Origin of the sequence: Microbulbifer variabilis (assembly GCF_023716485.1) — a bacterium.
In the GTDB taxonomy this organism is placed as follows: Bacteria; Pseudomonadota; Gammaproteobacteria; order Pseudomonadales; family Cellvibrionaceae; genus Microbulbifer; species Microbulbifer variabilis_B.
The window spans coordinates 623,105-635,806 of sequence record NZ_CP092418.1 but is presented as its reverse complement, the minus strand read 5'-3'; the positions used below and the strand labels follow the sequence as shown (position 1 = coordinate 635,806).

Annotated in this window: 11 protein-coding genes; 1 reads left to right on the top strand and 10 read right to left on the bottom strand. The window is 47.4% G+C overall.

Translation table 11 applies throughout. From position 1 onward, the window contains the following. Positions 1 to 5 precede the first annotated feature (5 nt). Genes MJO52_RS02855 through MJO52_RS02835 form a run of 5 tightly spaced genes read right to left on the bottom strand, consistent with a single transcriptional unit; the run spans position 6 to position 6,072 of the window. Positions 6 to 3,419 (bottom strand): pilus assembly protein, encoded by a 3,414-nt coding sequence (locus tag MJO52_RS02855; protein WP_252085956.1) that lies wholly within the window; start codon positions 3,417 to 3,419, stop codon positions 6 to 8. A gap of 6 nt (positions 3,420 to 3,425) precedes the next feature. Then, complete coding sequence (locus MJO52_RS02850) at positions 3,426 to 3,971, bottom strand: pilus assembly PilX family protein (RefSeq protein ID WP_252084455.1); 546 nt, start codon at positions 3,969 to 3,971, stop codon at positions 3,426 to 3,428. Between the two features lie 17 nt (positions 3,972 to 3,988). Then, positions 3,989 to 5,056 carry a PilW family protein gene (locus MJO52_RS02845; RefSeq protein WP_252084454.1) on the bottom strand — a complete coding sequence of 356 codons (1,068 nt, stop codon included), beginning with the start codon at positions 5,054 to 5,056 and terminating at the stop codon, positions 3,989 to 3,991. 10 nt (positions 5,057 to 5,066) lie between these two features. Further along, positions 5,067 to 5,504, bottom strand: coding sequence for a type IV pilus modification protein PilV (pilV, locus tag MJO52_RS02840; protein ID WP_252084453.1), 438 nt, complete (start codon positions 5,502 to 5,504; stop codon positions 5,067 to 5,069). Between the two features lies 1 nt (position 5,505). Continuing rightward, positions 5,506 to 6,072, bottom strand: coding sequence for a GspH/FimT family pseudopilin (locus MJO52_RS02835; protein ID WP_252084452.1), 567 nt, complete (start codon positions 6,070 to 6,072; stop codon positions 5,506 to 5,508). A gap of 190 nt (positions 6,073 to 6,262) precedes the next feature. On the opposite strand from MJO52_RS02835, the gene MJO52_RS02830 reads away from it, so the two are divergent. Beyond that, complete coding sequence (locus tag MJO52_RS02830) at positions 6,263 to 6,778, top strand: GspH/FimT family pseudopilin (RefSeq protein WP_252084451.1); 516 nt, start codon at positions 6,263 to 6,265, stop codon at positions 6,776 to 6,778. A gap of 35 nt (positions 6,779 to 6,813) precedes the next feature. Here the strand turns inward: MJO52_RS02830 and ispH are convergent, their stop codons facing one another. From ispH to ribF, 5 genes are read right to left on the bottom strand one after another with little or no spacing between them, the layout of a single operon-like run. Further along, entirely contained in the window at positions 6,814 to 7,746 is a 933-nt protein-coding gene (gene ispH, locus MJO52_RS02825; RefSeq protein WP_252084450.1) for a 4-hydroxy-3-methylbut-2-enyl diphosphate reductase, read from the bottom strand. Positions 7,747 to 7,797: 51 nt separating this feature from the next. Further along, positions 7,798 to 8,238, bottom strand: coding sequence for an FKBP-type peptidyl-prolyl cis-trans isomerase (locus MJO52_RS02820; RefSeq protein WP_252084449.1), 441 nt, complete (start codon positions 8,236 to 8,238; stop codon positions 7,798 to 7,800). A gap of 6 nt (positions 8,239 to 8,244) precedes the next feature. Then, the gene (lspA, locus tag MJO52_RS02815) at positions 8,245 to 8,772 is read right to left on the bottom strand and encodes a signal peptidase II (RefSeq protein WP_252084448.1); all 528 of its coding nucleotides are present in this window, start codon (positions 8,770 to 8,772) and stop codon (positions 8,245 to 8,247) included. Next, positions 8,765 to 11,569, bottom strand: coding sequence for an isoleucine--tRNA ligase (ileS, locus tag MJO52_RS02810; protein ID WP_252084447.1), 2,805 nt, complete (start codon positions 11,567 to 11,569; stop codon positions 8,765 to 8,767). Before ileS ends, lspA begins: the two co-directional genes overlap by 8 nt. Positions 11,570 to 11,618: 49 nt before the next feature. Next, complete coding sequence (gene ribF, locus MJO52_RS02805; protein ID WP_252084446.1) at positions 11,619 to 12,602, bottom strand: bifunctional riboflavin kinase/FAD synthetase; 984 nt, start codon at positions 12,600 to 12,602, stop codon at positions 11,619 to 11,621. Between the last annotated feature and the right edge of the window lie 100 nt (positions 12,603 to 12,702).

Genomic DNA, 12,702 nt, shown 5'->3' with positions numbered 1-12,702 from the left:
TTCACCTAACGTATCCGTCTCCAAGAGATCCTTTCAATACCCCCAATCCGAAAACCGCCAGTAGTTCCAGCATTTCCACCAACATCTATGTATGGAGCAATAATTTTTCTTCCCGCAATAATTACATCGGAAAAACCGATAATAGCCTCGTCAACTTTTTTAGATCCACCAATGATCGACTCTCCAGAAAATCTAGGATCACCCAATGCTACTAATTCCATAATCCAGCCTGAGGCACCGGCAACACAAGGATCATCCGAAGGGATCAAAGTTGGGAAAATCAAGCGGTCATTAATCAGCAGGGGTTTACTAATTACTCTCTCTCCGCTTATTGAAGAACCAGTAGAATTAAAATCCAAATACCATCCACTTTTTGTCGGCCACCAACTAGTGTCCCCATCGTTGGTAACGCTCCTAGAATTACCAGTTTCAACTATGCTTTTTTGCATCAAATCAGAACGGTCGGTGCCTGACAAAACCACCCCTTTATCCACTATTCCATAAAAACTATGAATAATGCTGCCAGCGGTTTGATCTGTTTGGCTTACATATTTCCCTGTACCAAAGTAAACCATAATCGCCCCGTCTACTTCCGCATTAGAACCAAGTACCGGGGTAGAAGTTATTGGTTGAACCTTTCCATTTGGGTCCCTGGCAGTAAATAAGGGAGCATTACCTGAAAAAGCTAACTGCCATTTGCTGCCGGAAATGTCGAACTTCCACATATTACCCATCAAGTCCCCAGCATAAGCAGCATGCACCACTCTATTTGAGTCAATCAGTAATGAGGGACCGGCCAATCCATTATCCGTATTAGTATTTGTGGCAATTACCTGGATATCAGCTGGGTCAGCTAAATCAATCACTAGCAACTTAGCTTTATCACTGGCTGAATTATAACCATTACCAAATATAACTTTCCAACCATCCTCTGTAGGGGCAATTATTGGTCGCCCAAGAATATTGCCAATATCAGGATTAGAACCATCAATCTCAAATAGTATGTCAGGATTCTCAGGATCAGTAATATCTAAGGCAAATAATCCTTTAGCCCCTGCGCCATAAGTTCCAACGAGAACATTCATCCACTTTGGGCTACCACTTTTATTCTTGGCAAAGTAGGCATCACTGACAAACAAAGGACCATCAACAAGATATTGATGCGGGTTATCCTCAGTACCATAATCCAGCGCTGCAACATTCTTTAATTTTGAATATATAGCACTGGGAACATATGCAAACTTTTCTGATCCATCAGACGAGTCAAAGGCATGCAGCATGCCATCATTCGAACTTACATAGAGAATTTCACTGCGGTTATTTTTTCGACCTTCAAGGTAGTCCTGATAGCTATCCCCCCCAAGATTGTCTGGAAGTGTTTTAAATTTTTGATCTTTATTACTCGCCAATACAGGGCTTGCATTTACAACATCCCCTAGTAAAACAGCCCTGTCACGTAGACCATCGACGTCTTCACCACGTACCCAATTCAATCTTTGCTTTGCCAAATCTTCATCGTCAGTACTAATTAAGGCAGCCTTCTGACTACTGGTTAAATTTGACCAAGAAAAATTAACTGTATCTGAACCATCAAAAGTTATGATATCTCGATTATTCGTTGGAATTTTTCCCGCTGTTGAGGTACTCCAAAGAGTCGTATCAGAAAGTGTTCCATCACTCTCCAGCCTAATAGATTTTATTTCGCCACTCCAGTCACCCGAGTTGAAAATAGCCTGAAAGATTGCACTGTCTGTGCTCAACCTCGTTGAATTGGCTGCAACAGATGAAGAGGAAGCCTCTCTCTCATTTATTCTGGTAAGTAGATCGGAAAGCTGAGATGCAAATACAGTCGCATTTGCTGCATTGTAAAACCCACCCCTGCTGTTAACCCCAGCGTGGAGTAAATCATCTAGCTTTGCCGCATCACTATTATTAGGGTTTGGCCAGGAAATTGCCGCACCAGATTCAATAGCATTAAAAGCGGTATCAGAGTCAACACTACCTGTCACTCCTAAACCTACACCAAAGGTTACCATATGTTGCCAGTCTGCCGGATCAGCTTCCCCACTATCGACTTTATTATCGAGACTGCCATGTAAATCATTTTCCCAGTAGTACCTGGCTATATCTGCAAGAGTATTCGAACGAGAATCCTGAAATGGATTTCCATCATTACCATCTACATTACCAAAGCTAGATATACTGCTGTAATCATTACCATAACCATCTGTCATCAAAATGGTATAGCTCGCCCTACACGCAACTTGAGCACTGGAGTCATTAGTTCCAGGTTCCCCTGCCCAAGGACCATTCCTATCCGTTCGACTGTAATAGTCACCAACTCGCTTTAAGGCACTTAAGAGTGGAGTACCTGCCTGAGGAATATCTACACCGTAAAGATTTTCAAAAAAATCTTCACGATCATCTCCAGAAAAAGCGCGTACACCACTAATAATGGTACCCGTACTAACCTGATCTACATTGCTGGTTCCTTTATTTAGGGTTCCAAAACCCACTCTGAGACCTTCTGTTTGAGAAGAAAATGCTTTGCCAATTCCAGCACGGGAAAGTAATACCCGGGAACGGTAATATGAATACCAATTAGCAAAATTCTGGATCTCCTCCTCATAACTACAAGAAGTAGTCGATAGTTTACAATCCGTTCGATCTTCGCTACGAGGGAAAGTTAGGCCGGATCGAATCTCTTTGCGGGTATAGTTTGACGAATCAAAAAGACTACCATTACCGCTATATTGGAAGTAAGTAGCCGGATAAAAATACAAATAGCCATTACCACAAGCATCACTTTTATGGGAGTTCTTATTCGCAGAATCCCATAGCCAGCACTTTGCACGCTGATAATTATCAACCGTTAGATTTCTCCAACCTTTTGAAGTATTTGCAGGGTTATGGTAAGCCGCCTCCGGATTTGCCGCCGGCCAAAGAGATCCATCCTCTTTCGACCACGGTTCGTAACGAATTTCTGGATTATAATAAGTCTTATTATTATAAGCGGAACGGAAATAAGCCGCCCACTTATTATCAGCTTCAAATCTAGGAATCGCCTGATCACCATTAGCCCAGTAATCACAACTTGATGTATTCCCATCTGCATATGGACAGGGTACAAATTTTACAGAGGAACTATTTGTTTCCGTATTTGGAAAAACATAGACGACCCGATCCAGCTTATTAAAGTAATTAGCCACTTCAGAAGGAGTAACCTCGAACTGCATTGAACCTGAGTCATCAAGAACAAACATAATATTCGGATCAGTACCCTGCTTTAAAAATAAAGGCTGTTGAGATAGCGTTAGGGACGCAGCACTATGGGCAATTCCAAGCGTTAGTGATGCGGCAATTACAGCAGAGAAACTTTTAATTTTTCTAGATATAAATGACATAGCTATTTTTCTCATCACTACTCAATCTTTCATAGTAGATTGCAAAATCACAACCGTATTTTCAGTACCGCCGACACCTCTACTGGTTATTCGGTAATAATTGGGAGGGACACCTTTATCCACAGACTCAAGATCAATAGCACCTCCAGTTTCACCTGTATTACTTGCTTCAGTCGTCACCTTCTCCACAATATAAATTGGCTGGCTGGCTATACTCTCTAGATCAAGATCAGCCTTTACCGACACACCAGACCAGCTAAAATCCAGCCAGAATCCACTATTTTTCGAACCATCTAACTCATCACCGTATCCAACAGTATCGCCATCAAAAATTGTACTAATAGGTTTATTAAGCTCAGTTATTATATTTTCTTCAGCAACTCGAAGAGCAGACTCTGCGGCCTGAAACGCCAATTGACGATCCCGCATATTGCCTGCCATAAGTTCCTGCATACCACTCCCACGGATAGCCGCAAGGCCAATAAATGTCATTAGCAACAACATGACCAAGCCAACTAACAAAGTGGCTCCTCGCTCCTGCTTGAAAGTACTGATTTCTTTATACATAGGAGACCTTATTATAATTAGGGCACACGGCTTCTTATCGTTACAACACTGGTAAACACCTGCCGAAGACGACGATCCCCTGGGTTATTTATAACTTTACCGTCAAAAGTGTATGGCTGGGCTTCTTGTAAAACACTGTCTTCAATACTAGCCACTAGCAAATCTAAGCGAACAGTTGAAACTTTCTTCCAATCAAGAATAGAACCGATTTTTTCTGCCGTTTGATAGGCATCAATAACATCATCATCATTGATATCCAAACCATAAGTGATCTGCATATCTTCAACACCTTCGAGCAACTCTTGTTGCTCTCCATTTACTTCCCTAAATAAGCTAGGGCGCCCGGAAGTTCCATTGGCAATATAGTAAAAAGTTGATTCCAAATTAATTACTTGAGCATCTTTTCCAAAAGAATTATGTCCGTCAGTAGTCTCAGCGCCCCAAACTGCTACTTTGTTACCTGGCTCAAAGGAGGCAATATCCGAATGTTGTATTCCAATAGTTTCACTGGTGCTGGCACCAACAAAACCGGTTGCCTGAAAAACTCTCACATAGCTACAACTTGATACTACAACGATATCACCTTCACAAAATCCACTATATTTATCTTTACCTTCATCACACTCTCCACTTTCCACCCCAGTATTCTCTACAAATATCTGGGTCGGATTACTCATATCAGCTACTCCAACGCCACTACCAAAGGCACTACGAATTAAAATCGCATCAGTGCCTGCCAGTGCGGCATTTGGAAATCCAGCGACATCCTTGGAAGAATCCTCACCTTCTACAGCAACATCATATCGATAACTAATCAAGTCGCTGTCATTAAGGAAATTTTTCATATCTCCGCTACCTGAATGACGCGAAGGGTTTGCACATCCAACATAGCCAGCCATTCGAATATCTTCACTCAAAAACTCTATCGCCAAACGCCCAGTTTCCTGAACTCGCGACATTGCATTTTGCGTACTAAAAGTTAGGTTACTCGATAAAAATAGTTGGGTGACACCAGCTAGAAGCACTAGACCTACGGTAATTGATACCATAAGTTCCACCAGGGAGATCCCCGATTGTTCACGCATATACATCCCTCTAAATTCTCGTCATATACTGGAAGTTACTTTTATCCGCATTACCATCTGATCCAGTGGCATCATGTTCAGCCCATTGGATGACCACAGTACAAACATTATTTGTATCACATGAAATACCACCAGAGCCCTCTGGTAATAGCTCATTAAGAGCTTGTCGCCACTCGATCAGGTCAGATTGTGCCTGATTACCACTTGCCATCGGAGGAGCATCATTAATACCTAAATTATAATCAGCTAATCTGCCACGGCTCGCTCTCATTCGATCTAATAAATCGTAAGCAAGGATATTTGCTTGAGATCGCATGTAGGCACTATGATTGTACTGAAGTGCCCTGCTCTGTAGTGCGGCCAAACCAAGTAAAGATGTTGATAAGATCAATACGGTTACCATCACTTCAATTAAACCAACACCATACTGTGCATTAAATTTTTTCATATTATTCACAGCTTGTTTTAGATATTGAAATAACACCGGAGTTAGCGAGCACAATATTATTTGCGCTATCTCCTGTACAGCCAGATGTTTTTACACTGATATTCGTCTGGACAAACCGACCTAGTGTACCCATACCCGTAAACCGCACAAACTTTGTTGCCGCATTTTGCGTAACACCAATAACAGCTTCCTCACCCTTAAAATCCCAACTGCGCAAAACACTATCAACAACAGGGTCAATAGCCTTTTCTGTCAAGGCTCCATCAACAAAAACTATCCAACCATCAGACCATTTATTTTCTCCTGCACAACTAGAGCCATTACTACTTGCACAAATTGATACATTAGTACCGCGCTTTACCGCCTCACTACGAGAATAATGAAGCGCATTAATAAAATCATCGGCTAATGCAGATGACCTGTAATTATTAATCATATCTGTAAAGCTTGGGATAGCGACCGAAACTACAATCGCGAATACTGTCATAGCTACCAACAACTCAATTAAAGTAAAGCCGCTTTGAGTCCGCTTTTTCCCATGAGTACTTATAAATCGCTTACGATGCATTATTTCCTCAATTTACTCATAACTTACGTTCACTCATCCGCCAAACATCTAGCAGTTAAAAGTCACCCAACGGTATAGTTAACAATTTAGCATTCTCACTTTCTTATCTCTATTAGCGACCGACAAGCGGCTTTTTCTGAGGGCTTAATGGTCTTCATTAGGGGAACTACTTCAAAGAGTAGAGATATGTATGAAGAATAAACAAGGGTTCACATTGCTTGAATTACTGATAGTACTCAATGTATTGGCAGTACTAGTGCTGATCGCAACATCAAGCTTTATTCCAATGATTCAAGAGACTCGCCTAAAAGCAGTAACCGAAGAGCTGTTTAATGCTGTTCAATTGACTCGTACAAATGCTATTACCCACAATCAAAGAGTAACCATGAGAAACCTCGGAAGTTGGGAGTTAGGCTGGGAGATTTTTCTGGATCCTGATAATGACGGTTTACGCAGTAACGATGAACACTTAATTCTCAAAAGAGAAGCCCTGAAGGAAGTGCAAATAACACCTAACTCGCCAGTAAAGGACTATATTTCTTTTATAAGCTCAGGTGAAAGCCGGAAAACAGGCTCGCCAATGGGGGCATTCCAGGCTGGAACACTACATGTCTGCGCTCAGGAAGTTCAGGCCGCACAGGCTCTAATCCTATCTAGAAGTGGGCGAATGCGGATTGAAAAGGCGGATATCGGCAACTGCCCCTAGTAAAGAAGTTGCAATTATCAACATTTAGAAAGGCGCTAGCGCAGCTCCTTGGGCAAAGAAAAGCGAATATTTTCCTCACGCCCATCCATCTCTTCTGGCACTGTGGCACCAAGCCGTTGCAATTTGCCAATCACCTCTTGCACCAGTACCTCTGGAGCCGAGGCACCGGCGGTGATGCCAATGGATTTTTTGCCTGTGAGCCAATCGGCATCAATATCAACAGCGCCGTCGATTAATTTGGCATCGGCACCACAGCGCTCGGCCAGTTCACGCAGGCGGTTGGAGTTGGAGCTATTAGGGCTGCCCACAACCAACACCAGGTCGCTCTCCAGAGAAAGTTGGCGGACAGCGTCCTGGCGGTTTTGGGTGGCGTAGCAGATATCATCCTTGCGCGGACCGCGGATGTTGGGAAAGCGCTGTCGCAAGGCATCGATTACCCGGGCAGTATCGTCCATGGATAAGGTGGTCTGGGTAACATATGCGAGATTATTCTCGTCATTCACCTTTAGCTTGGCCACATCCTCCTCGTCTTCGACCAAGTAGATAGCACCACCAGCAGTGCCATCATACTGACCCATAGTGCCCTCTACTTCCGGGTGTCCGGCGTGGCCGATTAGTATGCACTCGGCGCCATCACTGCTGAATTTGCTGACTTCGATATGCACCTTGGTAACCAGTGGGCAGGTGGCATCGAATACACGCAGGTTGCGATCTTCTGCTTCCCTTTGCACAGCTTTGGATACACCGTGGGCACTGAAAATAACGATAACATCATCGGGCACTTCCGACAGCTCGTCCACAAACACGGCACCGCGTTCGCGCAGGCTTTCCACCACAAACTTATTATGTACCACCTCGTGACGTACATAGATGGGCGCACCAAAGACATCTAAGGCACGGTTAACAATATCAATCGCGCGGTCGACACCGGCACAGAAGCCACGGGGATTAGCCAGTCGGATTTGCATTTTTACTTCAGCACTCTTTCGATAATCTATTCAACGGGTGAAAAATTGCCCTTATTGAATCGAATCCACTGCGATAATTTTTACGTGGAAGCTCAGTGTCTGCCCTGCCAGGGGGTGGTTGAAGTCAACGGTTACTTCATCTTCCTCAATCTCGCGAACTACACCGGGTAATTCACCACTTCCATTATCAAAGGAAACTACCAAGCCAGGCTCCAGTTCAATATCCGGAGCGAAGCTGTCGCGGCGCACCTTTTGCATATTGGCCGGATTACGCTGACCGAAGCCCAGCTCAGGGGGGATTTCGATTTCCGCCTCATCGCCAGCTTTGAGACCGAAGAGGGCTTTTTCAAAGCCTGGCAGCAGGCTGCCATCCCCCACACTAAAAGAAGCGGGATCGCCTTTGAAAGTGGAGTCCACCTCGGTACCGTCATCCAGCTTAAGGCTGAAGTGCAGAGTTACGCGGCTGTGCTCGCCGATAACGCTATTACTCATGGTTCGTTAAACTTCCGCGTTATTTTTTGTCTTGTCGCCGTCTTTTTCTGCAAAGAAAAGCAACTCTATAACCAGCATGGCCGCGCCGATACTGATACCCATATCCGCCACATTAAACACTGGGAAATGCCAACTGCCGTAGTACACGGAAATAAAGTCCCGCACATATCCCAGCAGAATGCGATCCCACAGATTTCCGAGAGCACCACCCAAAATCAGGGCCAGGGCACAGGGCTCCCAGCGCTTTAGCGCTGGCAAACGCCACAACCAGATAATCACAACAATGCTAAACACCATTGCGATCACACCAAAAAACCAGCGCTGCCAACCACCCGCATCAGACAGGAAGCTGAAAGCTGCACCGTAGTTTTCCGCATAGGTGAACTGCAGAAAGCCCGGAATAATTTGCACCGATGGGCCGTACATAAATTCGCCCACAGCCCAGACTTTAGTGGCAACATCCAGAACCACCACAGCCAGTGCCAGCCAATACCAGCGCCAGGGGTGGCCGAATAGCAGATTAGTCTTAGGCATAGCGCCTTACCTCGCCGTCACCAGCCACATTCTCTACACAGCGGCCGCAAATATCTGGGTAATCACTGTTTTCACCCACATCTGCACGATAGTGCCAGCAACGCTCACATTTGGGGTGATCCACTTTGCTCACACCAATTTTAAGACCTTCAAGCTCGGTGCTTTCAGCACCCGCCGCATCGCTGAGAGGCTGCACTGAAGTGGAAGAGCAAATCAATACAAAACGCAGTTCATTCTCCAACTCGAGCAATTTCTCGCGCAGATCATCATTGGCATACAGAGTAACTGCCGCCTGCAGAGACCCACCAATTGCTCCAGCAGCGCGCTGCTCCTCCAATACCTTGTTTACCGCCGTTTTCACTTCGGCCATTACAGCCCAATAGTCCGCACCTTTATCAGCTTCGGCTGACAGTTTGGGCAGCGGATACCACTCTTCGATAAACACGCTATCGGCATTATTACCAGGAATAAACTGCCACAACTCTTCCGCAGTGAAGCTGAGGATTGGGGCAATCCAGCGCACAAATGCCTGCACAATATGGTAGAGCGCGCTCTGTGCAGAGCGACGCGCGACACTATCTTCCTTGGTGGTGTACTGGCGGTCCTTGATGATATCCAGGTAGAAACCACCCATTTCAACCACGCAGAAGTTATGCAGTTTCTGGTAAATCTGGTGGAACTGGTAATTATCGTAGGCTGCCAGGATCTCATCCTGCAGGTGTGCAGCCTTATCCAGCGCCCAGCGATCTAGTGCCAGCAACTCTTCCTCCGGCAACAGGTCTTTTTGCGGATCGAAACCGGCCAGATTAGATAGGAAGAAACGGGCGGTATTGCGTAGGCGGCGATAAGAATCGGCGGTGCGTTTAAGGATTTCGTCGGAAACGGCCATTTCACCACTGAAGTCGGTGGCCGATACCCACAGGCGCAGTACATCTGCACCCAACTTATTAATTACATCCAGGGGAGCAACGGTATTGCCAATAGACTTCGACATCTTGCGCCCCTGCGCATCCACGGTGAAACCGTGGGTGAGTACCTGTCTATAAGGCGCGCAACCATTAATGGCGATAGAAGTCTTCAGGGAAGATTGGAACCAGCCGCGATGCTGGTCGGACCCTTCCAGATATAGATCGGCGGGGAAGCGCAGCCCTGCGCGGCGCTCCAACACCGCGTAATGGGTCACACCTGAGTCGAACCAGACATCGAGGGTGTCGGTAACCTTCTCGTAATGTTCCGCCTCATCACCCAGAAGATCCCGAGCATCCAGATCAAACCAGACATCCATACCCTTTTCGTCAACCAGGGCCGCCACTTTATCCATCAACGCAGGAGATTCCGGATGCAGCTCGTGGGTCTCTTTGTTCACGAACAAAGCGATAGGCACCCCCCAGGTGCGCTGGCGGGAAATACACCAGTCCGGGCTGCCATTGAGCATGGAGTCGATTCGTGCCTTACCCCAGCCGGGGATCCACAATACGTCATCGGCGGCTTTTTGCGCCTGATCCAGCAGGTCATTTTGCCGCATGCTGATAAACCACTGAGGAGTCGCACGGTAGATCAGCGGTGTCTTTGTTCGCCAGCAATGCGGGTAGCTGTGCTCCAGCTTGCCCTTATGCAGCAGCACACCGCGTTCCTCAAGTAATGCAACAATCTTGTCGTCTACTTTGTAGACATGCTCGCCAGCAAATAGCGGCACGCTGTCGCGATAAACACCATTATTATCAATGTAATTGAGGGTCTCGATACCGTAACGTTTGCCTACCAGGAAATCGTCCGGACCGTGGTCTGGGGCTGTATGTACACAGCCGGTTCCAGCATCGGTAGTGACATGATCACCCAGGACAATGGGCAGCAACTTGTCGTAGAAGGGGTGATGCACTTTCAAGTGCTCCAGAGCCGCGCCGCGAATGCGACCCACAACTTCTCCTTCGAAGCCTGCGCGGGCCAGTACTGCATCCTTTAAGGCTTCTGCGATCAACAGGCGGCGCTTGCCTGCCTGCACCACCACATATTCCAGTTCACCGTTTACGGAGACCGCTTGGCTCGAAGGCAAGGTCCAGGGTGTTGTAGTCCAGATCACCACCGACAGTGGGCCTTCTCCGGCGTGGCCACCAGAGGCATCGGCTATGGCCAGGTCCGCCTCTTCACTCACCGGGTAGCAAACGTCAATGGAATAGGAGACTTTATCTTGATACTCCACTTCCGCTTCCGCCAGCGCAGAACCACCCACCACACTCCAGTAGACCGGTTTGAAGCCGCGTGCAAGATGGCCATTTTTCACCACACGGCCGAGGGCGCGAATAATATCGCCCTCAAACTGGAAATCCATGGTGCGGTAGGGGTTGTCCCATTCGCCAAACACTCCCAGGCGTACAAAATCTTTCTTCTGCCCATCCACCTGCTTGGCGGCATATTCACGGCACTTCTGACGGAAAGTCTTGTGGTCCACCTTGCTGCCAGCTTTGCCAACTTTCTTCTCTACGCGGTGCTCAATCGGCAGGCCGTGGCAGTCCCAGCCAGGTACGTAGGGAGCATCGAAACCACTCAGGGTTTTCGACTTGATAATGATGTCTTTGAGAATCTTGTTAACTGAGTGACCAATATGAATATCGCCATTCGCATAGGGAGGGCCGTCGTGCAGGATAAATTGCTCGCACCCGGCACGCGCCTCGCGAATTTTTTCGTAGAGCTTGTTGTCCTGCCATTTTTTCAGAATTGCCGGCTCACGCTGCGGCAAATTGCCGCGCATGGGAAAATCGGTCTCAGGCAGATTCAGGGTCGCTTTATAATCAGTCATTGGGTGTCTACTTCAGCTCTAGTAGAAAAATAAATTAGGTCGTCTCAGTTTATTGGTGCGGTCTAGGATTTTGTTTAAACCACTGCCGGGCATTTTCAATATCTTCGGCGATACGAGCCTTGAGAATATCCAACGAGGCAAACTTCTCCTCGTTGCGCAACTTGTGGCAGAACTCCACGGCGAGCTCTCGCCCATAGAGATTGCCATTGAAATCAAACAGGTTCACCTCCAGCAGGGGGCGCGCGCCCTCGCCCTCTACAGTGGGACGAAATCCCACATTGGCCACGCCATCTATGTCTTGGCGCCCCGTAGCAAGCTCAGAACCATCTGTGGCAGTGGTGCGCACCGTATAAACGCCAACTAGCGGGGAGCGGTAACGCTGCAGGCGCACATTGGCCGTGGGCGCACCCAGCTGACGACCGAGTGAGCGCCCAGGCGCCACCCTGCCGGTAATCTTGTAGGGCCGCCCCAAGAGGGTTTCAGCCAGCTCAAAATCACCACCCTGCAGGGCTTCGCGAATACGGGTACTGCTCACCCTGGAGCCGCGTATCTCCATAGTCGCGGTATCTTCCACGGTAAAGCCATGCTGGGCGCCCATCGTTTGCAGGAGGCTATAGTCTCCACTGCGGTCGCAGCCAAAACGAAAATCATCGCCCACCACCAGATGGCGAATGCCCAGGCCATCAAGCAGTATCCGCTGGATAAATGCCTCAGCACTGAGGCCGCGCAGGGTATCGTTAAACTGCAGGCACAAGACTCGCTCCACACCCACATCGAACAGCGCCAGCACTTTTTCCTTAAAACGCATCAGCCTCGCGGGAGCCTGCTCGCCAGAGAAGAACTCGTGGGGCTGGGGTTCAAATATAATGGCTACCGAAGGAAGGCCCTGCTCAAGCGCACGCTGTTGCAACTGGGCAATGATCGCCTGATGACCAAAATGTACGCCGTCGAACGAGCCGATCGTTGCCACGCATCCTCGGTGGCGGGGGCGCAGGTTGTGCAACCCGCGAATTAGTTCGCGTTCCTGGGCCAAAACGATCTTCCCATCCTCATAAAATCGAGCCGCACAGTATAGCGGATTCCCACAGGGCGGCCAGTAGCGACTGGCCGCATACAATTCATGCCATATTGGC

Excerpts from the sequence above, each read along its gene's own strand:
- MJO52_RS02845 (WP_252084454.1), bottom strand. The coding sequence starts at position 5,056 with ATGCGTGAACAATCGGGGATCTCCCTGGTGGAACTTATGGTATCAATT.
- ispH (WP_252084450.1), bottom strand. The coding sequence starts at position 7,746 with ATGCAAATCCGACTGGCTAATCCCCGTGGCTTCTGTGCCGGTGTCGAC.
- lspA (WP_252084448.1), bottom strand. The coding sequence starts at position 8,772 with ATGCCTAAGACTAATCTGCTATTCGGCCACCCCTGGCGCTGGTATTGG.
- MJO52_RS02820 (WP_252084449.1), bottom strand. The coding sequence starts at position 8,238 with ATGAGTAATAGCGTTATCGGCGAGCACAGCCGCGTAACTCTGCACTTC.
- pilV (WP_252084453.1), bottom strand. The coding sequence starts at position 5,504 with ATGAAAAAATTTAATGCACAGTATGGTGTTGGTTTAATTGAAGTGATG.
- MJO52_RS02850 (WP_252084455.1), bottom strand. The coding sequence starts at position 3,971 with ATGTATAAAGAAATCAGTACTTTCAAGCAGGAGCGAGGAGCCACTTTG.
- ileS (WP_252084447.1), bottom strand. The coding sequence starts at position 11,569 with ATGACTGATTATAAAGCGACCCTGAATCTGCCTGAGACCGATTTTCCC.
- MJO52_RS02835 (WP_252084452.1), bottom strand. The coding sequence starts at position 6,072 with ATGCATCGTAAGCGATTTATAAGTACTCATGGGAAAAAGCGGACTCAA.
- MJO52_RS02855 (WP_252085956.1), bottom strand. The coding sequence starts at position 3,419 with ATGAGAAAAATAGCTATGTCATTTATATCTAGAAAAATTAAAAGTTTC.
- MJO52_RS02830 (WP_252084451.1), top strand. The coding sequence starts at position 6,263 with ATGAAGAATAAACAAGGGTTCACATTGCTTGAATTACTGATAGTACTC.